This is a genomic window from Pantoea trifolii (genome assembly GCF_024506435.1).
GTDB lineage: Bacteria > Pseudomonadota > Gammaproteobacteria > Enterobacterales > Enterobacteriaceae > Pantoea > Pantoea trifolii.
In genome coordinates, this window is record NZ_JANIET010000001.1 from 487,560 (window position 1) to 511,246 (window position 23,687).

24 protein-coding genes are annotated in these 23,687 nt (G+C 55.2%); 8 read left to right on the forward strand and 16 right to left on the reverse strand.

Going from position 1 to position 23,687, the window contains the following annotated elements; translation table 11 throughout:
* Positions 1-211 precede the first annotated feature (211 nt).
* Positions 212-976: a glycosyltransferase family 25 protein gene (locus tag NQH49_RS02120; protein WP_256698211.1), complete on the forward strand. Its 765-nt coding sequence runs from the start codon at positions 212-214 to the stop codon at positions 974-976.
* A gap of 3 nt (positions 977-979) precedes the next feature.
* Positions 980-2,227: an O-antigen ligase family protein gene (locus NQH49_RS02125; RefSeq protein ID WP_256699405.1), complete on the forward strand. Its 1,248-nt coding sequence runs from the start codon at positions 980-982 to the stop codon at positions 2,225-2,227.
* A 38-nt stretch (positions 2,228-2,265) separates the two neighbouring features.
* On the opposite strand, the gene NQH49_RS02130 is transcribed toward NQH49_RS02125, so the two are convergent.
* Positions 2,266-3,195 (reverse strand): glycosyltransferase family 2 protein, encoded by a 930-nt coding sequence (locus tag NQH49_RS02130; protein ID WP_256698213.1) that lies wholly within the window; start codon positions 3,193-3,195, stop codon positions 2,266-2,268.
* Positions 3,196-3,426: 231 nt separating this feature from the next.
* Between NQH49_RS02130 and NQH49_RS02135 the strand changes: the two genes are divergently transcribed.
* Positions 3,427-4,878 (forward strand): methyl-accepting chemotaxis protein, encoded by a 1,452-nt coding sequence (locus NQH49_RS02135; RefSeq protein ID WP_256698215.1) that lies wholly within the window; start codon positions 3,427-3,429, stop codon positions 4,876-4,878.
* A gap of 45 nt (positions 4,879-4,923) precedes the next feature.
* On the opposite strand, the gene NQH49_RS02140 is transcribed toward NQH49_RS02135, so the two are convergent.
* From NQH49_RS02140 to NQH49_RS02155, 4 genes are all read right to left on the reverse strand, one after another.
* Entirely contained in the window at positions 4,924-5,214 is a 291-nt protein-coding gene (locus NQH49_RS02140) for a DUF1330 domain-containing protein (protein ID WP_256698217.1), read from the reverse strand.
* Positions 5,214-6,095 (reverse strand): glutathione-dependent disulfide-bond oxidoreductase, encoded by an 882-nt coding sequence (gene yghU / locus NQH49_RS02145; RefSeq protein ID WP_256698219.1) that lies wholly within the window; start codon positions 6,093-6,095, stop codon positions 5,214-5,216. Before yghU ends, NQH49_RS02140 begins: the two co-directional genes overlap by 1 nt.
* A gap of 101 nt (positions 6,096-6,196) precedes the next feature.
* Complete coding sequence (locus NQH49_RS02150) at positions 6,197-7,216, reverse strand: LacI family DNA-binding transcriptional regulator (RefSeq protein WP_008106937.1); 1,020 nt, start codon at positions 7,214-7,216, stop codon at positions 6,197-6,199.
* 123 nt (positions 7,217-7,339) lie between these two features.
* Positions 7,340-8,221 (reverse strand): sugar phosphate isomerase/epimerase family protein, encoded by an 882-nt coding sequence (locus NQH49_RS02155; protein ID WP_256698220.1) that lies wholly within the window; start codon positions 8,219-8,221, stop codon positions 7,340-7,342.
* Between the two features lie 319 nt (positions 8,222-8,540).
* Here NQH49_RS02155 and NQH49_RS02160 point away from each other — a divergent pair, with 319 nt between their 5' ends.
* The 3 genes from NQH49_RS02160 (at position 8,541) to NQH49_RS02170 (ending at position 11,820) form a co-directional block, all read left to right on the forward strand.
* Positions 8,541-9,569, forward strand: coding sequence for a LacI family DNA-binding transcriptional regulator (locus tag NQH49_RS02160; protein WP_256698221.1), 1,029 nt, complete (start codon positions 8,541-8,543; stop codon positions 9,567-9,569).
* 147 nt (positions 9,570-9,716) lie between these two features.
* Entirely contained in the window at positions 9,717-10,640 is a 924-nt protein-coding gene (locus NQH49_RS02165; RefSeq protein ID WP_256698222.1) for a TIM barrel protein, read from the forward strand.
* A 10-nt stretch (positions 10,641-10,650) separates the two neighbouring features.
* The gene (locus NQH49_RS02170; protein ID WP_256698223.1) at positions 10,651-11,820 is read left to right on the forward strand and encodes a Gfo/Idh/MocA family protein; all 1,170 of its coding nucleotides are present in this window, start codon (positions 10,651-10,653) and stop codon (positions 11,818-11,820) included.
* Positions 11,821-11,867: 47 nt separating this feature from the next.
* On the opposite strand, the gene NQH49_RS02175 is transcribed toward NQH49_RS02170, so the two are convergent.
* The 6 genes from NQH49_RS02175 to nac form a co-directional block, all read right to left on the reverse strand.
* Positions 11,868-12,605 (reverse strand): amino acid ABC transporter ATP-binding protein, encoded by a 738-nt coding sequence (locus NQH49_RS02175; protein WP_008106948.1) that lies wholly within the window; start codon positions 12,603-12,605, stop codon positions 11,868-11,870.
* A gap of 9 nt (positions 12,606-12,614) precedes the next feature.
* Positions 12,615-13,370 (reverse strand): amino acid ABC transporter permease, encoded by a 756-nt coding sequence (locus NQH49_RS02180; RefSeq protein ID WP_256698224.1) that lies wholly within the window; start codon positions 13,368-13,370, stop codon positions 12,615-12,617.
* Positions 13,371-13,375: 5 nt separating this feature from the next.
* Positions 13,376-14,071: an amino acid ABC transporter permease gene (locus NQH49_RS02185; RefSeq protein WP_154154570.1), complete on the reverse strand. Its 696-nt coding sequence runs from the start codon at positions 14,069-14,071 to the stop codon at positions 13,376-13,378.
* A gap of 22 nt (positions 14,072-14,093) precedes the next feature.
* Entirely contained in the window at positions 14,094-14,846 is a 753-nt protein-coding gene (locus NQH49_RS02190) for an SDR family oxidoreductase (RefSeq protein ID WP_008106954.1), read from the reverse strand.
* A 112-nt stretch (positions 14,847-14,958) separates the two neighbouring features.
* Complete coding sequence (locus tag NQH49_RS02195) at positions 14,959-15,375, reverse strand: biotin/lipoyl-containing protein (protein WP_256698226.1); 417 nt, start codon at positions 15,373-15,375, stop codon at positions 14,959-14,961.
* A 109-nt stretch (positions 15,376-15,484) separates the two neighbouring features.
* Positions 15,485-16,408 carry a nitrogen assimilation transcriptional regulator NAC gene (nac, locus tag NQH49_RS02200; RefSeq protein WP_049851333.1) on the reverse strand — a complete coding sequence of 308 codons (924 nt, stop codon included), beginning with the start codon at positions 16,406-16,408 and terminating at the stop codon, positions 15,485-15,487.
* A 486-nt stretch (positions 16,409-16,894) separates the two neighbouring features.
* On the opposite strand from nac, the gene NQH49_RS02205 reads away from it, so the two are divergent.
* The gene (locus NQH49_RS02205) at positions 16,895-18,097 is read left to right on the forward strand and encodes a pyridoxal phosphate-dependent aminotransferase (RefSeq protein ID WP_256698227.1); all 1,203 of its coding nucleotides are present in this window, start codon (positions 16,895-16,897) and stop codon (positions 18,095-18,097) included.
* A 38-nt stretch (positions 18,098-18,135) separates the two neighbouring features.
* On the opposite strand, the gene NQH49_RS02210 is transcribed toward NQH49_RS02205, so the two are convergent.
* From NQH49_RS02210 to NQH49_RS02225, 4 genes are read right to left on the reverse strand one after another with little or no spacing between them, the layout of a single operon-like run.
* Positions 18,136-18,906, reverse strand: coding sequence for a 5-oxoprolinase subunit PxpA (locus tag NQH49_RS02210; RefSeq protein WP_256698228.1), 771 nt, complete (start codon positions 18,904-18,906; stop codon positions 18,136-18,138).
* Positions 18,907-18,925: 19 nt separating this feature from the next.
* A complete protein-coding gene (locus tag NQH49_RS02215; protein ID WP_256698230.1) occupies positions 18,926-19,912 on the reverse strand; it encodes a 5-oxoprolinase subunit C family protein in 987 nt (328 codons plus the stop codon).
* The gene (pxpB, locus tag NQH49_RS02220) at positions 19,909-20,619 is read right to left on the reverse strand and encodes a 5-oxoprolinase subunit PxpB (RefSeq protein WP_256698231.1); all 711 of its coding nucleotides are present in this window, start codon (positions 20,617-20,619) and stop codon (positions 19,909-19,911) included. Before pxpB ends, NQH49_RS02215 begins: the two co-directional genes overlap by 4 nt.
* Before the next feature lie 2 nt (positions 20,620-20,621).
* Positions 20,622-21,461, reverse strand: coding sequence for a transporter substrate-binding domain-containing protein (locus tag NQH49_RS02225; protein ID WP_061718305.1), 840 nt, complete (start codon positions 21,459-21,461; stop codon positions 20,622-20,624).
* Between the two features lie 270 nt (positions 21,462-21,731).
* Between NQH49_RS02225 and NQH49_RS02230 the strand changes: the two genes are divergently transcribed.
* Positions 21,732-22,652 carry a DMT family transporter gene (locus NQH49_RS02230; RefSeq protein WP_256698233.1) on the forward strand — a complete coding sequence of 307 codons (921 nt, stop codon included), beginning with the start codon at positions 21,732-21,734 and terminating at the stop codon, positions 22,650-22,652.
* Between the two features lie 57 nt (positions 22,653-22,709).
* On the opposite strand, the gene NQH49_RS02235 is transcribed toward NQH49_RS02230, so the two are convergent.
* Positions 22,710-23,405, reverse strand: a complete 696-nt coding sequence (locus NQH49_RS02235; RefSeq protein WP_256698235.1) for an RraA family protein — start codon at positions 23,403-23,405, stop codon at positions 22,710-22,712.
* Positions 23,406-23,687: the final 282 nt, after the last annotated feature.

A 23,687-nucleotide genomic window follows, 5' to 3' on the forward strand; every position in this document is an offset into this window, starting at 1 on the left:
GAGGGAACACTTCAGGCTGATCATTCCCCACCAACACTCTTTTCCTTTTGTTAATCTGCAAGATTAATTCTCCACTTTGCTTACAACATTCAACGAACCAATTTAGCAAAAAGAGCTGAAAATCGTTGATGTTCGTGTAAAATTCCTCCGCTAAACACGATTAAGTTTTTGCATGATTTTGTCTTTTTTTTAGCTAAATTCTGAGGCGTAGATGAAGGTTTTTGTCATCAATTTGGAAAAAGATGTAGCAAGAAAGGAGCACGTACTCAAACAGTGCCAAAGTATTGGCTTTGAGGCTGAGGTGTTCAATGCAATTGATGGTCGTTTACTCTCGCCTCAGGAAATTAGTGATAAGACACATCCTGAACTTTCTGCTGGATTAACTGAAAGTGAAATAGGATGTGCGCTAAGCCACCATGGCGTGTATCAACAGATGGTTACAGACAATATTGAAGTCGCGCTGATATTAGAGGACGACGTTGAATTTGATCATCAATCACGTGATATTCTAAATTATCTCGCAAGCCATATACCTCAGCGACCGACTATTTATCTATTGGCGGGTGTGAGAAAATATCTTAAAGGTGGAAAAAAAATCCCTTGCAGTGAACATACATTGGTAAATGTTAGCCAAGCTGCACTATCTCATGCATATATAATTAATTTGGCAGCTGCAAAAAAACTAAATGATTATTTATATCCCATCTGGCTCGAAGCTGATCGCTGGACTTTCATGATTGAATGCGGATTGGTTAATATTAAGGCCATATTGCCTGTTATTGGACATTTGTCTGAATTGAGTCATGAATCGACAATATGGAGTTCTGAAAGTGATTTTGAACGCAAAGCGGCAATCAGAGAATTACGCAAAGTAACAGTAAAGAAGATTAGGAAAAACCGTACGCTATCGACTAAATGTAAAAATTCAATGTGGCGTATTTTTATTAGGCCATTTTTTGAAGTTAAACAGGAATAAAGGATGTCAATGTCAGTTTTAGATAGAAATAATCTTATTATGCTGCTTCCGTGGCTGGCATTTGCTTCACTCATCTCAATTTTGCCGTTAGCCTTTATTTATGAAAAAGGTGGGCGCGTAATTTTTTATTATTGTGCTTATTTCAGTTTGGCTGGTTTGGCCGTTGATTTTTATAGAAAGAAAAAGGTATTGCTAACTGATCGAAAAGCGTTGACCATGCTCATGCTGGGCATTATGTTTATTGGCTGGTCTATTTATGCAAAATATTTACACGGTGAAAAAGGCGAGCTTTACTTCACTGCGGGTAAAAGATGCGTTCTTGCTTTCATCATTATGACCTATATTTTCCATATTTATCATGAGAAATACATTAATAAATCATTCTTGATAAAATGCTGTACGGTTTCACTGGCATTAGCCTTCGTTACATCTAGTTCATTTGCGTTGCTTCAGGCGCTGACCTCTGCTGATCGAATTGTGCTGGGCATTAATCGCGCAACGCTTACGGCTTATGCTTATTCCGCAGTAACTTTGGCATTGATTGCGCTTATTCTTAAAATGCATGATGGTAAATATAAAAAGTTATATTTTCTAATCGTTTCAATTATGTCACTGTACGTCATTTTACTCACGCAAACACGCTCTGCGATGGTGATACACTCGCTATTTTTAGCTTACATGACATTTAGACTTTTTGCTGTGACAAGAAGTATTAAATTTATCAGCGTTGTAGCGGTACTAATGTTGGTAGCCGCAGGTGCAGGATATAAGCTGATTGAAAAACGACTTGATCTTACATTGCATGAATATCAAGCTTATGAAAAGGGTAATGACAGAACATCTCTAGGTTCCCGTTTCACTATGTGGAAAACTGGAGCGTTATCTTTTGAGAACGCGCCTTTGGGACAGGCTCAGGTCGAGCGTAACAAATTTATAAAATCGTATCTTGATGCACATAATAATAAAAATTCGCTGGCGCTCTTTTACATGAATGTTCACCTGCATAATGAGTTCATTCAATATGCATCTCTATTCGGTGTGGTCGGTGTATTGGTTTTGCTATACTTTTTTTACGTCTTCATCGTTTCTGAGTTGATATTAAAACGAACGCTGACTCCGATTGCGGCAGCGGGCATTGCAATACTTTTGTATGGCATGACTGATGTGGTGCTCACTTCCATTGAGTTTATCGTGATATTCAGTGTGTTAGTTGTTCTACTAACGCTAAAAGAAAAGAATGATGCACTGTAATATAAAAGGCCTCAAATGGGGCCTTTTTTTATAAGAAATTAAGCCATTCCCCGCAACTTCATCTTCAGATATTTTTTCTTCAGGCTAAATCTAACTTTCCCGTCCATCAGGAATGAAACCATAGGCACGTGCTCTATCGCCTGCTTCACCACACCTTTTTCATACTCATCACTGATTAACGGGTAAAACTTATGTGCCAGATTGATCCAATGACAAGCGAGCAAGTTACGGTATTTTTTACCCAAAACCGCATCCATCTGTTGCGTGGCTTTGATTAGCATCGATATTTTATTGGCATCCAGCGCGCTGGAGAGGCTTTGCCCTCGTTTAAAATAGAGATAAGGCCCGTACATTGCTAAAGAGATCTTTTCACTGGCTTTCAGGATAGAAGGGAATAAATACGCATCCTCGTAGCAGCTGAAATCAGGAAAGTGGTTATCAACCAACAGCGATCGTCTAATAAACTGGCCGATGAAATGCGCCTGAATATCGCGGTGGATAAGGAATTTTTCAATCACCTGATGCTGCGATAAGGCAGTAACCTGCAAACCGTTCCACTTTAGCGGCTGCGGTTTACTTTCATAAACTTCATTCAGCGGTGCCAGCAGAATATCCGGTTTTTGCGCCTGCAAAAAAGGCACGATGTCAGCAAAAGAGTTCTGAAGAAGCTGATCGTCACCATCCAGCATCGTAACGTAGTCGCCACTGCATTTGCTGACGCCAAAATTTCTTACCTTGCCGATGTTACGGAACATCACGTCGAAGATTTTCACCTGGCTGAATGAGGCGGCAAAAGTGTGCAGCAACTCACTGGTGTTATCTGTGGATGCGTCATTCACCAAAACAATCTCAACCGCATCCTCAATGCCCGTGCAGGCATTTTTAAGGCTGTTTAATGTCTCGGCAATATACTTTTCGCAATTATGAGCCGTGACCAGGACGCTGAGCGTGCAGGGTGAATCCATCATTAGCCTCTATCGGTTAGCAGCTTGTGTGGCGAACAAGTCTATCGTTTTCTGTGCTGAAGGGAATGAAATTGTGTTGCACGGCTTTGGTGATCATCCTCACAACTCCACACCTCATTTATTAGCGCAACTAAACTTTCTCACCGCTTCGCCGATATTTTTCACCACTGAGTCCGTGCGCTTTGCCCCACGATTTTGGGGCTCTACGATCAACTTCTGGTGTGGAAAAATGTCATGATCGCAACGCCCTTGTCAGGCCCGGCGGCTTCGCCGGTGGAGATGGTTTCGCTCAAACGTATCGCCCAGCGCGCGGATAGCCTGGCGGTGATCCTCAGTTGGGCGCTGTTGCCGATTGCACTTGGCGTTGGCTGGCTCAATGACAGCGTGCTGGTGGCGCTGATTGCCGGCTTAGTGCTGGCGCTGCTGGCGACGTTTTTCGGCACCGCACTGCGCGGTACGCTCACGTCACGGCTGGTGTTATCCGCGCTGTTAATCGGCTGGGCCGGTTTGCTGATTCAGGTTGGCGGCGGCGAAACCGAGTATCACTTCTCGGTGTTTGTGCTGATGTCGGCGCTGCTGGCATGGCGTGATGTGCGCCCCTTATTGATGGGCGCTACGGCGGCCGCCACGCACCATGTGTTGTTCAATTATCTGCAGGAAAATGATCTTTTCGGCGTGGTGGTGTTCCATCATCCGGGCTGGGACATGGTGTTGTTCCACGCGCTGTTTGTGGTGGTGCAAACGGCGATGCTGCTGGTGATTGCGCGCCAGATGGCAGCCGATGCGCGCTCCGCCAGCGAAGTGGCGCAACTGGCGGCCCACATCAATCAGCAAGCCGGTTACCTCACGCTGAGTGCCGATACCCAGCAGAGTGAAACGCCATTCGCGCGCACCTTCAGCACTACGCTCGGCACCATGCACGGCACTTTGCATCAGGTCAGCGACGGCGTCGACCAGTTGCTGGCGGAGTCCGACAGCATTCTTGAACGCAACGCCGCGCTTTCGACGCGTACCGATGAGCAGGCGCAGGCGCTGGAAGTGGCAGCCAGCGCCATGACGGAAATCAGCATCGCCGCCAGCTTAACCCGCGACAAAGCGCAGAGCGCACGCGCGCTGGCGAGTGAAACCCGTGCGGTGGCGACGCGTGGTGAAGAGAATATTCAGTCGGCGATTCGCTCGATGGAAAAAATCAGCGAAGAGTCGAGAAGGGTGAAGATCATTCTGGAGCTGATCGACGGCATTGCGTTTCAGACCAATATTCTCTCGCTGAATGCCTCAGTGGAAGCGGCGCGCGCCGGTCATCAGGGCCGCGGTTTCGCCGTGGTCGCCAGCGAAGTGCGTAACCTGGCGATGCGCAGCGAAAGTGCGGCGCGCGAAATCCGTCAGCTGATGGATGCCAGTTCCACCAGCACCGAGCACGGCACCGTGCAGGTGGAGCATGCGGCACAAACCATGCGCGAGATTCATCGCAGTATTAGTGGGTTATCGCAGCTGGTGACGGAACTGTCGGAGATGAGTGAGCAGCAGAATTTGAGCATTGAGCAGATTCAGCAGAGCATCAATAGCATCGATCACAGCGTGCATCATAACGTGCAGCACGTGGCGGAAACGCTGCAGGTGGCGCAGCAACAGCAGCAGCAGGCTAATGCGTTGAAGCAGGCGATTTCGTTGTTTAGGTTGGGGTAAGTGCGGGGTTTGATAAGGTCGCCATGAATGGCGACCTTACGTCAATTACGCGACGCCATTCACCAGCAGCACGCGGTACTTCGCGCCTTTCAGGCGATGCGCTTTGGCTTCCTGATACGCCGGGCTGAAATACCAGCCTTTCGCCGCTTCAGCATCCGGAAACTCCAGCACCACCACGCCTTCCGCTTCCGGACCTTCCAGCGTTTCCAGCTGGCCATAAAACGCCAGCGGGGTGATCGGGTGAATGCCGCGCGCCTGGCCAGCTTTCTCTGCGTAGGTTGCCAGCTCGTCTTTGTCTAAGGTTTCGTCCTTAATAAACACCACATATGCAGCCATTACTTCTCTCCTCGCGCCTGACGTTTGTCTTCAGTGTTGTTATCGAAATCGGCGGCATCATGGCGCTCCAGCAGCTGATCCTGCGGCTCGGCACCAAAGGCGCGATTCACTTTACGACCACGAATCACCGCCGGACGCTCAGCAATCTCTTTCGCCCAGCGCACCACATTTTTGTACGACTGCGCATCAAGGAATTCGCTGCCGCCATATTGGTTGTTCAGCACCAGATTGCCGTACCACGGCCAGGTGGCGATGTCGGCGATGGTGTATTCATCACCGGCGAGGAAGCGATGGTCGGCCAGCTGGCGATCCAGCACGTCCAGCTGGCGTTTGGCTTCCAGCGTGAAGCGGTTGATGGCGTATTCGATTTTTTCTGGCGCGTAGTGATAGAAGTGACCAAAGCCGCCGCCGAGGTACGGTGCAGAGCCTTGCAGCCAGAACAGCCAGTTCAGGGTTTCGGTGCGGCCCGCCAGCGAGGTTGGCAGGAAGTGACCGAACTTCTCGGCCAGATAGAGCAGGATGTTGCCGGATTCGAACACGCGCTGTGGTGGCGTGACGGAATGGTCGCTCAGCGCCGGGATTTTCGAGTTCGGGTTGACATCGACAAATCCGCTGGAGAACTGATCGCCATCGCCAATACGGATCAGCCAGGCATCGTATTCGGCGTCTTTGGCACCGACCGCCAGCAACTCTTCCAGCAGGATGGTAATTTTCTGGCCGTTTGGCGTGCCGAGCGAGTAAAGCTGTAGCGGATGTTTGCCGACCGGCAGGGCTTTCTCGTGCGTCGGCCCGGCGGTTGGACGGTTGGTTTTCGCGCCGTTACCTTTGGCTTCCGGGTCCCAGGTCCAGACTTTCGCGGGCTGATACTGATGTTCCGACATAGTGGTTTCGCCTTGTTGTGTTTGTATTTTTGCTGCTACTGAGTGTAGCAGCGCGTGATACAGGCGATTTAACCGCGCTGGCGGTGCGACGCAAAGTCCGATTATGTAAAGTTCTCTTGCGTAAACAGCATAAAGTCCACTTTACCGGGCTGATAAGTATCGGGAATCTCGCCCTCTTCCAGATGCCGCAGCATCAGCGTTAACGCGAGCTGGGCATGGCGCAGGGTGTTTTGATCGAGGGTTAAGGTCAGCACGCGATCCTGCAATAGCCTGCGTGTGGTGCTGTACAACTCGTGCGTGACATACAGCACTTTGCCGTCGAGACGATGCCGCGCCAGCGCTTCGTGCACCTGTGTATTGCCAATGCCGGTGTTATACAACCCGACAATCGGCGGCGAGGCAGCCAGCGTTTTTTCTAGCAGACGGCTGATGCGTTCGCGTTCATCCTGACCGGCAAGAATCTCGCGCAGGCGCAGCTGCGGAAAGCGTTCGGCCAGCACCGCCTGAAACCCCTCAATGCGCAGGCGATGCGCGGCGTAATCGGCGCGTCCGCTCATCAACACCACTTCACCCGGCTGCGACAGCATGCTGCCGAGCATCAAACCGGCGGTGCGTCCGGCTTTGTATTGATCGATGCCGACGTGACACAGCCGCGCGGCATCGGGCAGATCGGCGACCAGGGTGATTACCGGCACGCCACGCGCTTTACAGGCGGCGAGCGCATCGTAGATCAGCGGGTTTTCATGGGCGAAGACGATCAGCGCGTCCATCTTTTTACTGCTGGCGGTAATGTGTGCGGCAAGTTTTTCCGGCGCGTTTTCCGGAATCAGCGTGCGATGCAGACGCAGGCGACGATAACCGAGTTCGTCGGCGAGTTTGGCAAAATCTTGCGCGAGTTGCTGGAAGAAGAAGGAGGCGTTACCGCTGAGCAGCACTTCGATCTGCCACGGATGGCGATGCTCCTCGGGCAGAATGCGTTTCAAACCGGCGTCACGCGCTGCCTGCAGGATTTTTTTGCTCATGGCGGGCGATACGCCGCCGCGATCGTTGAGTACCCGGTCAACCGTGGCAACACCCACGCCCAGTTGTTTTGCCAGCTCGGCCAGCGTCACTGCTTTCATGTTGCGTGCATTCCATCAGAGCGGGCCCTCATCCTAACCTTCTCCCGCCAGCGGGAGAAGGGACTGTTTAGTTCCCTCTCCCTGTGGGAGAGGGCTAGGGTGAGGGCATCAGCGCCCACTTAACTAACCCAACAGCTCACGCTCAATCAGCTCACGGGTTTCCACCGCCTGATACTTCATCTTTTCCGGATAGCCAAACAGCGCCGCCGAGATAATCGACTCGCCGCCGACCTTAAAGGTACGGTTGGCGAAATTCATCTCGCGCAGCGCTTCAAACAGCGCATCGAAATTCACTTCGCCTTCACCGACCGCCACATGCTGGTGGATAGTCGCATCCACGCCAGGCGGGTTAACGATATAGCGGCAGTGTTTGGTATGGTTCATGGTATCGGCGATCAGCATATGCGACAGATCGTCACCGGCGTAATGCAGCATGTTCTTCACATCGCCCACGCCTTTGTCGTAGTAGAAGGTGTGCGGTGCGCTGTAGATGTACTTGACGTTTTCGCTGCGGAACGACTTCACAATGTCTGCGGTTTCGTTGTTCTGCTCGCAGAAATCCCACGGGTGCGCCTGTATCTCGACGCGGATACCTTCACGTTCGATGATCGGCAGCAGCTCTTCCATCGAGCGATAGAACATCTCTTCACAAATTTCCGGCTCGTTGGGATTGCCCGACAGCTCGGTGTTGATCACCTGCACGCCCATTTCGACGGCGATCTCGATCATGCGTTTCCAGTTCTTCACCGCCGCCTGACGACGCAGTTCATCCGGGCCAGACCAGCGATAAACGGTAATGAATGAGGAGATTTCCAGCCCGGTGGCATTCAGCGCATTTTTGTATTCGCGCATGATTTCACGGCTGGCTTTCGGATGTTTATAGAACGGATTGATCTGCGGGTGCGGCGACTGCTCGATGTACTTGTAGCCCCATTCCGCCACCTGATGCACCATGCGCGTAATGCCAAGATCCCTGATTACATCCACATCAAAAGCGATTTTCATTGTTTTCTCCTAAGCGTTAAGCGGTGTGGACTTTGATGATGACCATACGGATCTTTTTCCATGCTTCATCACTTTTTCTGATGCGAAACCATCAGCCTAAACCGCCTTTAATGCGCCAATAAATATCAAACATTTATTCTGAATGGTATGGAAATGAAATGGGTTATTCCGTTTTTGCGAGGGCGATCAAAATACTGAGAGATTCTCTATCACCCGATGCCGTTTAATGATGATTTCTGCGTTTGAGGATTGGTGATTTTTAGCGGGTTAGGGCATTATTTTTGATAATTTATTATCATTTTTAATCCGGAAATAGCGTATGAGTAAAATCACCATGACCGCGATTGCCGCCGCTGCCGGTGTTGGCGTGGCGACAGTCGATCGCGTATTGAACCGTCGTGCGCCGGTGCGCGCCGCCACTGAACAGAAGGTGCTGGAAGCAGCCAATCGCCTCGGTTATCGCATCGGCAATGTGCCACTGCTGAGCGGCATCGCGCACGCCTCGAGCGTAACGCTGCGCATGGGCTTTATCCTGCTGTCAAAATCCTACTCGTTCTATCATTCCCTCACTGATGCGCTGCGCCAGCATACGCAGCCGTTTCATCCGGCAGGCAGCGAACCGCTGTTTACCTGGCACGACATCGATGATGTGGAAGCGGTGGTGGCCTCGCTGTATGCGCTGGCCGAGCAGGTGGATGCCATTGGCCTGGTCGCGCTGGATCACCCGCTGATTCGCCATGCGATAGAAAACATATCGCGTCAGGGCGTGCGGGTTTATGCGCTGTTTTCCAACTTTTCACCGTGCGGCCACGCCGGTTATGTCGGCCTGGATAACCAGAAAGCCGGGCGCACTGCCGCGTGGATTGCCACCCATCTGCTGCATCAGCCGGGCTCGGTCGGCGTGCTGGTGGGCGACCATCGCTTTATCTGTCAGGAGAGTAATGAGATCAGTTTCCGCTCCTATCTGCGCGAACAGGACAGCGCGCGGCGCGTGCTGGAGCCGCTGAAGACCAATGAATCGATTGATGGCGGCTACCGTTCCACGCGTCAGTTACTGGAAGAACATGCCGATTTGGCGCTGATCTTCGCGCCGTGCGGCGGCATTGAGGGCGTGATTCACGCGTTGCGCCAGCAGCCGCAGCGCAAGGTGGCGTTGATTTGTCATGGTCCGGTGAAAGAGGGCGAGCTAGCGCTGATTGATGGCACTATCACGGTGATGATCCGCAACCGCATCGACGAAATGGCCATGCGTCTGGCGCAGATGGTGCAGCAGCATCATGCCGAACCGGGCGATCATTTCACTCAGATCATCCTGCCGTTCGATATCGTCACGCGTGAAAACCTGTAAAGCGCGTCATTGCTGGTTTTGATATTTTTTCTATCATTTTAATGATGCGAAATACTATGATCGCTATCAAAAAATGAATGTTTCATGGTTGTTGGTGATGAAATATTTATTTGATACTTGCGCTATCCACTACCGCAAGGAACGATCATGACTATTCATATTGCTAACGCGCCCTGTAGCTGGGGCGTTGATGACCCGAAAAATCCTTTCCTGCCGCCGTGGCAGAAAGTCCTGAGTGAAGCGTCGCAGGCCGGTTATAAAAGCATTGAGCTGGGCCCGTGGACCTATCTGCCGGTTGAACCTGCCGAACTGCGTCAGCAGCTGGAAGCGCACGACCTGTCGCTGGTGGCGGGCACCATTTTTGATAATTTGGTGAGCGAAGCCAATTTCCCGGCGATGGTTGAGCTGACGCACAACATCTGTCGCAACTTGTCTTTGGTGCCAACCGCCAGCAAAACCCATGCGGATAACAAACCTGCGCCTTATCTGGTCATTATCGACTTCGGTAATCCAGAACGCGCCAAATATGCCGGTCAATCCGCCAAGGCGCCGCGCCTGTCAGATGAGGAGTGGCAGCGCATGATGCAGCACATCACCACGCTGAGCCAGATTGCCTGGAACGAATACGGCGTGCGCGCGGTGATCCATCCGCATGCCGGCGGCTGCATTGAGTTTGCCGACGAGCTGCAACAGCTGGTGGAAGACATCCCGCACGAGGTTGCCGGTTTGTGCCTCGACACTGGACACTTGTACTACTCCGGCATGGATCCGATTCCTTACCTCAGCCGCTACTGGGATCGCATTGATTATCTGCACTTCAAAGACGTTAACGATGGGGTATGGCGCGACGTGATTGCACGCGGCGTCGATTTCTTCGCTGCCTGTGCAGAAGGCGTGATGTGCCCGATTGGCAAAGGGGCAATTGATTATCCGGCGGTGCGCGCCTTCCTGGCAGAGCGCAATTATCAGGGCTGGATCACCGTCGAGCAGGAGCGCGATCCGCGCGATGCCGACACCAGCCTGCGTGACGTCACCGCCAGCCTGCACTATTTGCAATCGGTCGGATTCTGAGGAGAACAACATGATCAACGGCATTAAGGCTTTGGATCGCTCGCTGCGCTGGGGCATGGTTGGCGGCGGCGGCACCAGCCAGATTGGGTATATTCATCGTTCGGCGGCCACACGTGACAACAACTTTACGCTGCTGGCGGGCGCGTTCGATATCAACGCCGAGCGTGGCCGCGCCTTTGGCACCTCGCTGGGGATTGACGCCGAACGCTGCTATGCGGATTACGAAACGATGTTTGCGGCAGAAGCGGCGCGTCCGGACGGCATTGAAGCGGTGTCGATCGCCACGCCTAACAACACGCACTTCACCATCTGCCGCGCCGCGCTCAATGCGGGTTTGCATGTGGTGTGCGAAAAGCCACTGTGTTTCACCGCCGTTGAAGCCGATGAGCTGGAACAGCTGTGCGCCGAGAAGAAGAAAATCATCGGCGTGACCTACGGTTATGCCGGCCATCAGTTGATTCATCAGGCGCGCGAGATGATTGCGGAAGGTTTGCTGGGCGAGATCCGCATCATCAACATGCAGTTCGCACACGGCTTCCATAACCAAGCGGTGGAATTGCAGAACGAAAGCACCAAATGGCGCGTCGATCCGCGCTTCGTCGGGCCGAGCTATGTGCTGGGCGATTTGGCGACGCATCCGCTGTTTATCGCTGAAACCATGGTGCCGCATCTGCAGGTGAAACGCCTGCTGTGCAGCCGCCAGAGCTTTGTCAAAACCCGTGCGCCGCTGGAGGATAACGCCTTCGTGATGATGGAGTACGACAACGGCGCGGTCGGCACCATGTGGGCATCGGCGGTGAACTGCGGTTCGATGCACGGCCAGAAAGTGCGGGTGATCGGCGAAAAAGCCAGCCTGGAGTGGTGGGACGAACAGCCGAATCAGCTGCGCTATGAAGTGCAGGGCGAGCCGGTGCAGATTCTTGAGCGCGGCATGGGTTATCTGCATCAAAGCGCGCTGGCTGACGATCGCATCGGCGGCGGGCATCCGGAAGGATTGTTTGAAGCCTGGTCCAATCTTTATCGCCGTTTTGCGCTGGCAATGGATGCCACCGATCGTGGCGATCGGGCGTTCCTCAAAGACTTCTGGTATCCAGGCGCGCATGCCGGTTTGATGGGCGTGCGTTGGGTGGAGCAGTGCGTGAAATCTGCCGATGCGGGAGCGGTGTGGGTGGATTGTTAAGATAGGTGCGGTAGTTGGCAAGGTCGCCATTTATGGCGACCTGAAATTCAGTGTGAACGCAAATCGCTGAGGAAGCGCTGTGCGCGTGGGTGTTGCGGTTGGGTGAAGAACTGTTCCGGCTGTGATTTTTCCAGAATCTGTCCCTGATCCATAAACCAGATGGTATCCGCCACTTCACGGGCAAAGTTCATCTCGTGGGTGACGCACATCATGGTCATTCCTTCCTGCGCCAGACCGCGCATCACCGACAACACTTCGCCGACCATCTCTGGATCGAGCGCCGAAGTCGGTTCATCGAACAGCATCACCGGCGGCTTCATCGCCAGCGCACGGGCAATCGCCACGCGCTGCTGCTGGCCGCCAGACAGCTGCGCCGGATAGGCATCGGCTTTATGCGCTAAACCGACGCGTTCCAGCAATTCACCGGCCTGACGACGCGCTTCGCTGCGCTTCACGCCCAGCACTTTCATCGGTGACATCATGATGTTTTCGGCTACCGACACATGCGGGAACAGGTTGAAGCTCTGAAACACAAAGCCGATGCGCGTGCGAAGTTGATTGAGGCGCGTGCTGCTGCCGTGAATATCGGTGCCATCAAACACGATCTGGCCGTCATCAATTGGCTCTAAGCGGTTAACGGTGCGAATCAGCGTCGATTTGCCCGAGCCGGACGGGCCGCACACCACCACCACTTCACCGGGATTAATCTCGGCGCTCAGGTTGGTCAGCGCCTGATACGCGCCGTACCATTTGTTAACCTGATTAAACATGATCATCGGTCCCATGCGGTTTCCTTATTGCGAAGAGGTTTTAGTCAGCATCACCGCGGGCGCCACGCTGGGCGTTGGCAGCGGCGGTTGACGACGTTTCTGCGCAATGTGCGCTTCGAGTTTATTGGCCAGCCAGGTAAGGCTGAAGCAGATGATGTAGTAACTCAGCGCCACAATGGCGAACACCTGGAACGGTTTGGTCAGCAGCTGATTACTCACCTGATTGGCGGCAAAGGTCAGCTCCGGCACGTTAATCACGTAGCCGAGCGTACTGTCTTTGATGATTGACACCAGTTGGCTAACCAGGCTCGGCAAGGTGTTAAACAGCGCCTGCGGCAGAATCACCAGACGCAGGGTTTTCAGGTGGCTCATGCCCAGCGCGCGTGAGGCTTCGTATTGGCCGTGCGGCAGCGCCTGAATGCCACCGCGCACAATCTCGGCGATATAGGCACTCTCATAGATCACCAGCGTACACAGCATGGTGGCGAAACCGCTGATGTTGTGGCCAATCAGCAGCGGCACGCAGAAGTAGGTCCAGAACACCACCATCATCAGCGGGATGCCGCGCAGCAGGTAAACCCAGCCGGTGGCGGGCCAGCTCAGCCAGCGCCACGGCGACAGACGCGCCAGGCCCAGCAGCACACCAATCGGAAACGCCAGCAGCACCGCCAGCACCGAGATCAGCAGCGTACAGAGCACGCCGCCAATCGGACCGTTCGGGTATTGCCCCATCAACAGCAGCATGCCGTTGTCATGCAAAATGGTGAAAATCTCAAACATCGCCATTACCTCGCATAGACGCGCTGGAAGCGGCGGGCCAGCAGTGCGCCAAGGCCCATCAGCAGCAGGGAGAAGAACAGATAGCCCACGGTCGCCACGATGTAGGATTCGAAGGTACGGAACGTTTGGTTCTCAATATCACGCGTCACATAGGTCAGATCCGCCACGCCAATCACCATCGCCAGGCTGGTGTTTTTAAACAGCAGCACCGTGTGATTGATCATCGCGGGCAGCGCGTTGCGAATGCCCTGTGGCAGAATCACGCCGCGCATGGCGCGCACGTAGCTCATGCCGAGTGCGCGCGCGGCTTCGTTCTGGCCGTCGGGAATGGCGCGCAGGCCGCTGCGGATATCTTCGGAGAAGTACGCCGCCTGACACAGACCCAGCGCGGTGAGGGAGAACAGGAACTCGGCGTTGTAGTTGTTGATCCACATCTGCAGCGCCTCTGGCAGCAGCGTGGGAATGGCGAAGTACCACATCATCAACTGGATCAGCGTCGGCACATTGCGGTGATAAGAGACATAGGCTTTGACCAGCCCGACCGCGATGCGGTTTTCAGTCAGGCGGATCACCACCAAAAGCAGCGCCAGCACCATTGCCAGCAGCCAGGCACCCAACGCCAGTTCAAGGGTGATCACCGTTCCGTCAACGATCATCTGGCCGTACTGGCCGGTTATCACACTGCTGAAATCGAGAGCCATTCTGTTACCTCATGGTCGCAAATTACGCGCTGTGGTCGCCCGGTCGCATAGTGGAAAGACCACCCGGCACCTGCAGCGTTGGGGTGATTTCGATGTTGCCAATATTCACCGCCAGCGGTGCCGCGAGCGCGAAGGCGACGCAGTCGGCGATATCTTTGGCCTGCGGCAGTTCAAAGCCATCAATGAAGCGGCGGCGCGCCTCTTCGTGATCGCCCGACACGTTGCCGAAGATATCGGTGGCGACGCGGCCCGGACAGATTTCGGTGATGCGCACGCGTGCGCCGTAGCAATCGACGCGCAGCTGGCGCGAAAGGGCATGCACACCGGCTTTGGTGGCGTGATACACCGAGTTGCCGTTGAAGTTGTAGATGGCAGCAATCGAGGTGATGTTGAAGACGTGGCCGCGATCGCGTTTCACCATGCCCGGCACCAGCAAGCGGCATAGATGCAGCACCGCGCGCAGATTGACGTCGACCTGGGTTTCAATCACGTTCTCGTCGGCATCAAGGATCGATCCCGGATGCGACAGGCCTGCGTTGTTGACCAGAATGTCGATTTCGAGATCTTTGCACAGCGCGGTCAGCGCGTTGACGTCGCTGACATCCACCGCATGCGGAATACAGCCGGTACGATCGGCCAGCGCCGCCAGCTGCTCTTTACGGCGCGCCACCGCGTGCACGGTGATGCCCTCTTTGCACAAGCGTTCAACGATCGCTTCGCCCATTCCCGCGGATGCGCCGGTTACCAGCGCGGTTTTGTAATCTGAAAATGGCATCTGCCTCTCCTCGTTATGGCGTCTTTTGACTGTATGCAGTTATGCCGCAAGGGCATAAGACATAAAAATTTTGAGGCAATAAGCGCCCCTTATAACCCCGTTCGCCCGCCATTTATGGCGACCGAAACGTCAACACGTCCTCGTCATACTCCACCGCAGACAAATGCTCTGCCGCGAACGACTGCACCGTGCCGCCATCCGGGCTGATCACCGGCACATACAGCGGGCCAACCTGCACCAGCGCCACCACTTCACCGGCCGTGATCTGCTGGCCGGGCGCGACAAAATCCTGCTGGCTATGCGGATGGCGGCGCAGCAGCGTGCCGGGCATCGGTGCGCCAATGCGTTGTGTGATGGAGGGGATTTCAGCGGCGGGAACCGTGGCAGGCGCGGGCGTGGCTGGCGTGGCGGCGAAGGTCAACCGCACCGACCAGTGCTTGCCATCGAGCGCCAGACTGTTCAGCCCGGAGGATTGCATCTTGCGTGCCAGCGCGCGCAGCGTCGGCAGCGGTATTGCGGTTTTATCCATGGAATTCCCGTCAAAGCGAAACACGCCCGCCTGAGCGGGCAAAATCGTAATCTAGCGCGTTCGCAATACGGGCAGTAAGAGGGTTTCGCTTTGCGGCAATAAGCGGGACTTATCCCACTAAGGTCAGTGGATGATTCTCAACGTTGCGGCGCGACATCAGCGACAGCAGGATCGATTTCACCGCTTCGGCCGGCTGTGACAGCGGCAGGTGATCCGACATGCAGAACGACAGCGACACCTGCACATCCGGATCGACGATCTTCGCCATCCACGCATCGCCGCTTTTCAGCATCGCGCGCGCGGCGGATTCCGGCATGATGGTGGTGCCGAGCCCGGCGCTGAGCGCGGCATTCAGCGTGGTTTGTGACTCGATCTCACATTTCACGCGGTACTGCAGATTGTTGTGTACGAAGGCATCGTCGAGCACTTTGCGCATGATGTTGTAAACGCGCGGCAGGAACAGATCGTATTGCGCCACCTGCGCCAGCGGGATCTCTTTCACCGGTTGCGCGAGGCTGAACGGGCAGACGAAGTAGAGATCCTCTTTCATCAGCGGCATAAAGCGCAGGCCGTGAATGGTGCGGTGATCGTAAATTACCGCCATATCCATGCGGCCATTCATAATCAGCTCGCTAAGCGTGGTGCCGAAGTTTTCATTGAAGTAGAGCACGATGCCGGGATGCTGCTGCTGCACTTCCATCATCAGCGGCAACGCGAGGTTTTGTGCGGCGGTGCCCGGCGCTAAGCCCACTGAGACGCTGCCGCTCAGCGATGCGCCAACCAGCTCAATGGCACTTTGTGCCTGTTCGCACTGGCGCAAAATCGCCTGCGCGTGGGAGTAGAGCGTTTTACCGGCTTCGGTCGGCGTCACGCCGCGCTTGGTACGAATGAGCAGTTGCTGATTCACTTCCCCTTCCAGCGTAGCCAACTGCTGGCTCAGCGCGGGCTGGGCAATATGCAAAATATCGGCGGCCTGGGTCAGGCTGCCTACATCAACAATTTTAACAAAGTACTTCAGGCGACGAAGATTCATGAACGCTTCCTCCAACAGAACGCATAGCGGGTATCAAGCAAAGTTGATGCCAAAATAAGCTTTCGCGAATGAACTCAGACAGGAGGGTAGAGCCACAGTGCCTCCTAAGGCCGATGCTGAGTTGGACAGTTGCCGTGACGGCGAGGGTAAAACAGCGACCTTTGCACTGGTATGGTGCGATTCACTCATTAGATTTGGCGATGATGGGAGTGAGTAAACGGGCGTTGCGCGCTGTTAACCGGCACTCAAAGTAACACTCTATTAACATTGCGTCAGGCGCTGACGCGTGACCTGCCGCGCATTTCCACATCAGGCTCGCCACCTTTATGGCGAAAGTGTGCGGTCGGTTCAGTCATCGCTTTGTGTTATATCACCACAACAAAGCACTATTAACTGCCGCTTCGGGCAAAAACCTATCCTCTGGTAAACGTCGTGTTTGCAGCTTGCTGCAAGCCGTTCATGCTGACACTGAGCCAGGATAAACCCATGCCCGAGATAGCCAATCGATTAAAGAATGTCACCGTTTCTGCCTCTGTTGCTATGACCCAAAAGGCCCGCGATCTCGCCGCGCAGGGTATTGATGTGGTAGCACTTTCCACCGGTGAACCCGATTTCCCTACGCCACCTCACGCGATTGAAGCCGCTTACGCCGCCGCGCGCGCCGGAGATACGCGCTATCCGCCTACCGACGGCACGCCAGCGCTGCGCAAGGCGATCCAGCTGAAGTTCAAACGCGATAATCAGCTCGATTACGACGTCAGCCAGATCCTCACCGCCGGCGGCGCTAAGCAGATCATCTTTAACGCGATCCTCGCGACCATTAATCCGGGCGATGAAGTGGTGATCCCAACGCCGTCGTGGATCAGCTATGCCGATATCGTCAAATTCGCCGGTGGCGTTCCGGTGGCGCTGCCGTGTGCGCAGGAGAACGGCTTCAAGCCGCTGCCTGTTGATTTAGACGCCGCCATCACCGACAAAACCAAATGGTTGCTGCTCAACTATCCGAGTAATCCCACTGGTTCGGTGGCGAGCAAAGCGGAGCTGCACGCGCTGGGCGAGGTGCTGTTGCGCCATCCGCAGGTGTGGATCATGACCGACGATATCTACGAGCACCTGATTTACGACGATGTGCGCTTTTATACGCTGGCGCAGGTTGAGCCGCGTCTCTATGACCGCGTGCTGACGGTGAACGGTGTGTCGAAAGCTTATTCCATGACCGGCTGGCGTTTGGGCTTCTGCGGCGGCCCGGCACCGTTGATCAAAGCAATGAGCAACGTGAATACGCAGAACAGCGGCGGCGTTTGCACCTTAACCCAGGCCGCGGCGGTGGCGGTGCTGGAAGGCCCGCAGGATCTGTTGCAGGAGCGCGCGCACATCTATCGTCAGCGCCGCGATTACGTGCTGGAGCGCTTGACGTCGATTGACGGCCTGCGCTGCCATAAACCGCAGGGCGCATTTTATCTGTTTGTGAATATCGCGGGCTACATTGGCAAAACCAGCGCCGGTGGCCGGTTGATCACCAATGATGCCGATTTTGTGCTGGCGCTGATTGAGGAGCAGCACGTGGTGACGGTGCAGGGCGCGGCGTATGGCATGAGCCCGTTTATCCGCTTGTCGTATGCCACGAGCATGGAGCGGTTAGAGACGGGATGCGATCGTATAGCGGCGTTTTGTGGTGGTTGCGTTTGATGTCCCGGTCGCCGTAAATGGCGACCCTACAAAACTTATTATTGCGCGATAACCTCTGCGGCCGGGGCGACCTGATGGCCGCAGGCTTCGATTTCGCTGCGCACAATGGTGGCGAGCGCCAGCGAACCTGGCGTGTCGCTGTGAACCAGAATCGAGCGCGCACGCACCGCAATCTCTTCACCTTCAATCGTCGTTACCGTGCCATGCTGCAAAAACTGGCGCACGCGGGCGCGCAACGCGGCTTCCTCTTTGATCACCGCACCGGCAATGCCGCGCGGCACTAAACGGCCTTGTGCGTCATAGGCACGATCCGCCAGAAACAGCGTCAGCGTCTTCAGGCCAGCGGCCTGCGCGGCGGCTTCGATGATGGTATCGGGCTGGGCGAAGATGATCAGATCGCTATTGATGCGCACCACCAATTCCATCACCTGTTGCGCCAGCGCGGCATCGCGGTTGACGATGTTGCCCATCGCAGCGTGGAAACTGAAGTGGCAAACATAGGTGCCTTCCGCGCGGGCAATCGCCGTGAGCGCGCCGAGCTGATAGGCCACTTGCTGGCAAATCTCTTCGGCGCTAAACGGCAGTTCGCGGCGGCCAAAACCCTGACGATCCGGCAAGCCAGGATGCGCACCAATCCCCACGCCATGTGCCTTCGCCAGCCGCACCATGTTGCTCATGATCGCTGGATCGCCGGCGTGGAAACCGCAGGCGATATTAGCCGATGACACCACTTTCATCAGCGCGGCGTCATCGCACAGCTGGTACACGCCAAAGCCTTCACCCATATCGGAATTCACATCTATCTTCATGTCTGGTTCCTTGTGCGGATTAAACGGTAAGCGCTTTACGCAGTGGCTGGCAGCTAAGGCGCAGGCGGCTCAGCCAGCGCGTGACTTCCTGTTCGATGGCGATCGCTTCGCGCACATCACATTGGATCAGCTGGATCGACTGGCCCGGCAGCACTTGCCCCAGCCGCCACAGATCCTGCTCGATCACGCCCGCGATCTTCGGATAGCCGCCAGCGGTGTTGGCATCGCTCAGCTGGATGATCGGTTCGCCGCCCGGCGGCACCTGCACAATGCCGGGGATTAGCCCGTACGATCGCATCTCAACGGTCTCTGACGGGAAGATCGGATCGCCTGAAAGCCGATAGCCGGTACGATTGCTTTGATTCGATACCTGCCACGACTGCTGCCAGAAACGCGCGGCATCGGCGGCAAACAGCGGGTATTCGCCGGAGGGAATGGCACGCAGCTGGATGTCTCCGGCGCTGTTGCGGGGAAAACAGGCGTGTAATGCGCTGTCTGGCGGTTCGATGCCGATGCCGCTGTGGGGAAGTGCCGGGCTGCAACTGTCGCCGAGCGCCAGCCGATCACCACGCTGTAGCGGACGTCCTTCAACGCCGCCGAAGCCGCCGCGCAGCGCGGTACTGCGCGAGCCGAGCACCAGCGGCACATCGATGCCGCCCGCAATGCACACATAGCCACGCGCGCCGCTGCGTGGATAACGCAGTTCCAGCACTTGCCCGGCCCGCACGCTGCAGCCCCACCACGGCGGCAGCGGCGTGCCATCCAGCGTGGCGCGGCAATCGGCACCGGTCACCGCGATGCTGCTTTTTTGCAAAAAACGCAGGCGAAACGGAAACAGCTGCACTTCAATCGCCGCTGCATTTTCGTCGTTGCCGAGCAGAAGATTACCAGCACGCAGCGCCAGCGGATCCATCGCGCCGCTCACCGACACCCCCATGTGGCGATAATTGAAGCGACCTAAATCCTGCACCGTGTTCAGCGCACCGCTCTGTTCGATCTCAATCACAGCTCAATCCTCTGCGGCAGAAAACGGATGCGATCGCCCGGTGCCATCAGCGCGGGCGATGCGGCCAGCGGATCAAATACCGCCAGCTCGGCAAAACCAATCGCGTTCCAGCCGTTCGGGCCGGTCAGCGCCGAGACGCCCGCCTGCGCGCCGCCGATGGTGACGGTGCCTTTCAGCATGCTGAGCGACGGCACTTTCTTGCGCGGCGTTGCGAGTAGCGGATCCAACCCATGCAGATAACCGAAGCCCGGCGCGCTGCCCAGCGCAAATACGGTGTATTCACTTTGATGATGCAGGCGCACCACGTCGCGCGGGCTTAAGCCGGTATGGCGACAGACCGCCTCGAGATCGGTGGCGTGTTCACCACCGTAATGCACCGGGATTTCAATCAGTTTGCCCTGCGGACTGATCGCCTGCGCCTGATCCCAGGCAGCATGCAGCTGCATGCGCACGGCGTTTTCATCGGCTGGGATATGGCGGAACAGCACCAGCAGATTGGTGACGCCGGGGATCAGCGCTTCAATGGCTTCGTCGGCATGCAGCAGGCGCGCCAGCGACCAGATGCGCCGCTGCGCCGGGAGATCGAAACCGCCCGGCGCTTCCACCAACCACGCGCGTGCGCCGATGGTGGAGAGCTTAATATCAGAGGAGCAAGCCAGCGCGGGGGCGCTGGCGGGCGGGAGTGCAGAGTGCGACTTCACGGGCATGGTTATTCCAGCGGTTCAAATTTCAGACTGGAGAGCGGCTGTACGCGCTCTTCGCGCACCATTTTGTATTCGGTGTTGGGCCCAATCCATGTATCCCAGATTTTGTCGATGGTGCCGTCATCGTCCATCGCCTTCAGGCTGCTGTTGACGCTGGCCAGCAGTGCCGGTTCATCACGCTTCATGCCAACACCAATCGGCTCCAGCGCCATCGGCTCTTTGATCATCGCCAGATTGATGCCGTCTTTTTTCGCCTGCGAAATGGTTTTGATGCCGGTCATGGTGTTGGTGACGAAGCCGACCGATTTGTTCTGCTCCAGTGCGAGGAATGCGGAGGCCGAATCCTGGAAGGTCACCGCTTTGCCGCCTTTAATGTGGATCGACTGTTCAGAGGTGGTGCCTTTGGTAGCGCTGATGCGTTTGCCCTGGAAATAGCTCAGCGGCTTATCGGCCAATGGTGCTTTCACCAGCAGCATCTCTTTGGCGACGTAATAGGGATCGCTGAACTGAATCTGGTTGCCGCGGGTTTTGGTATAGGCAAGGTTAGCGATCAGCACGTCGGCGCGGCCAGTGGCAATCACCGCAATACGCGCTTCCACCGAGGTGGGCACCAGTGTCAGTTTGACGTTCATCTGCTTCGCCAGCGCGTTGCACAGATCGATATCCATGCCCGCCAGCTGACGCGTTTTCGGATCCGGGGAAGAGAAGGGCGGCACGTCCGAATAGACCGCACACTTCAGCTCGCCGCTGGATTTGATGTTCGCCATCATGTCTGCATGAGCAGCCGAAATAGCCAGCAGCGGCAGCAGTGCCAGCCCGATGGTGGTACGTCTTTTCATGGTCATGTGAACTTCCTCAATGATGAATACCACGGCGTCACCGGGACGGAGCGCCTGATTTCTCGCTTTTCTGGACTATATCGGCTTTGTTTTCAGACGAAAAAGAGGGAAACCCTGTCGTGCAATAGCAAAAAAATATGGCTAAGCGGCGCATAAGTTCTTTCTATTCGGGCAGAGCAAAAAAGTGTTATCCAGCGCACACTTTTCTCGCCAGGCTGGTCGCATATCCTCTCGGCAGTCCCGCCGATTGCATGTGGTAGAGAGAAGTGAAAAAGCATGAATGCCCGATTAGGCGTGTTATTGAAGATAGTGGCCGCGCTGTGCGCCACCTTGATGCTGGCGTGTGTGAAGGGATTGAACGGCGCCATTCCCACTGGCGAAGTGATATTTTTCCGCAGTTTTATCGCGCTGTTTCCGCTGCTGATTTGGCTGAAAATGCAGGGCAACGTGCTGGAAAATCTCAAGACGCGTAACCTGTTTGGTCACTTCATTCGTGGCTTCTCCGGTACCGGCGGCATGTATTTTAACTATCTGGCGCTGGTGTATATCTCACTCGCTGATGCGACGGCGTTAAGCTATGCCGCGCCGCTGTTTACCGTGATTCTGGCGGCAATGCTGTTGAAAGAGCGGGTGCGGGTTTCGCGCTGGATCGCGGTGGTGGTGGGATTATCCGGCATTCTGATCATGCTCTCTTCCAGCCTGAGCGCCAGCGGCGCGCTGTTTTCTCAGGGTGCCAGCAACGCGACGGCGAGCCTTGGCGTGGCATTTGCGCTGATTGCGGCGCTGTGTTCCGCGACCTCTAACGTACAAATTCGCTTTCTCAACGGCATCGAAAAGCCGGGCGCGATTGTGTTCTATTTCTCTGTAATGACGACCCTTATTGGCCTGGCGACGGCGCTGTTTGGCTGGAGCAAACCGAGCGCGTTACAGCTGTTGTTGCTGGTGGGCTGCGGCCTGTTTGGCGGTCTGGCACAGATTCTGGTGACGCTTAGCCTGCGTTACGCCGATGCCTCACTGCTGGCACCGTTCGATTACACCACGCTGGTGTGGTCGATGCTGATTGGCTATCTGTTCCTGAACAGCCTGCCGGGCAGCACCACCTTGCTGGGCGCATCGATTGTGGCGCTGGCCGGGATATTTGCGGTGTGGCGTGAGAATCGCCAGCGCAAGCTGGCGATGGTGAGTAGCACGCCGTAGGGTTGCCATTAATGGCGACCTGGTGCGCATAAATACGCACCCTACGACGGCAAAAGATTAGCGGAATACATCATCAATGATTTCAACCTGCTTGGTGCGCAGCGTCTCATCCAGCCAGCCACGTTCCAGCGCGCCGGTTTTCGCCAGTTCGAAGTTGTGTTCATCAACAATGAGATACGCCTGCGCCGCTTCGAGAATGCGCGCGGCATCCTGACGTGGAATCACAATCACACCATCCGCATCACCCAGCACGATATCACCCGGCGAAACGTGAATTTTGCCGCAGGCAATCGGCACGTTGATCTCGCCGGGACCGTCTTTGAACGGGCCACCCGGCGTGTGACCGGCGGCGTAGATGGGGAAGTCCATGCGTGACAGCCCTTCGATGTCGCGGACCGGTCCGTCCAGCACAATGCCTTCCATACCACGCTGTCTGGCATAGGTCGCCATCACTTCACCCATCAGCGACTGGCTGCGATCGCCTTCGTTCGACAGAATAATCACATCGTTTCGACCTGCCATATCCAGCGCTTTATGCAGCATCAGGTTGTCACCGGAACGCGCTTTAACTGTCACTGCCAGGCCACACATGATCGGTTGGCGCGGCGCGGTTTTCAGGCTGATCTCTGCCGACAAAGCGGGCAAGCGGCTCATGCAATCCGCTACCACTGCGGCCGGTAATCGGCGAAAGGCTTCCAGCAGCGGTTCGGCATCGGCGGGACGGCGTAAATAGATTCGGTTTCCTGCGCTCATGGTTATTTTCCTGTAGGGAGTGATTTAATTAATCGAATCGTGTTTCTGAATAAATAATTAAATATGAAAGTAAGTGATTTTATTTTTCGTTTTGAACAGTCATTACTTCAATGATTAGGGCGTTAGGCTAACAAGCTGAATCAGCAGGTTATTACTGGGATGAGATTAAGCTTACGCGATTGCGCAGGTGTTGCGTATGGGATGTTACGGCTAACCGAGACAGGATCACGAATTAATATGTAAAATAGATTTAACTCACTGATAATTAATTTTATTGGATTT